Here is a 256-nt window from a genome sequence, read left to right on the forward strand (position 1 = left end):
CATACAGCGTCTGCGCGATGTCCTGATTGTCGGCGGGCAAGCCGTTGTCGCACGCCGAATATTGGTGCTTGCCGCAATGATAACAGCTGCCACAGGCGATGGTGAACGGGACGACGACCTTCTGGCCCTTCTTCAGCGTGGATCCCGAGCCGGTTTCGACGACCTCGCCCATGAATTCATGGCCGAGAATGTCGCCTGCCTGCATCGTCGGGATATAGCCGTCATAAAGATGCAGGTCGGAGCCGCAGATGGCGGT

1 protein-coding gene is annotated in these 256 nt (G+C 59.4%); it reads right to left on the reverse strand.

Annotated elements, in window-relative coordinates:
- A partial coding sequence (locus RAD04_RS38955; protein ID WP_461628006.1) for an alcohol dehydrogenase catalytic domain-containing protein occupies positions 1–256 on the reverse strand: 256 nt, incomplete at both ends.

This window comes from Bradyrhizobium sp. 25ACV (assembly GCF_054863005.1).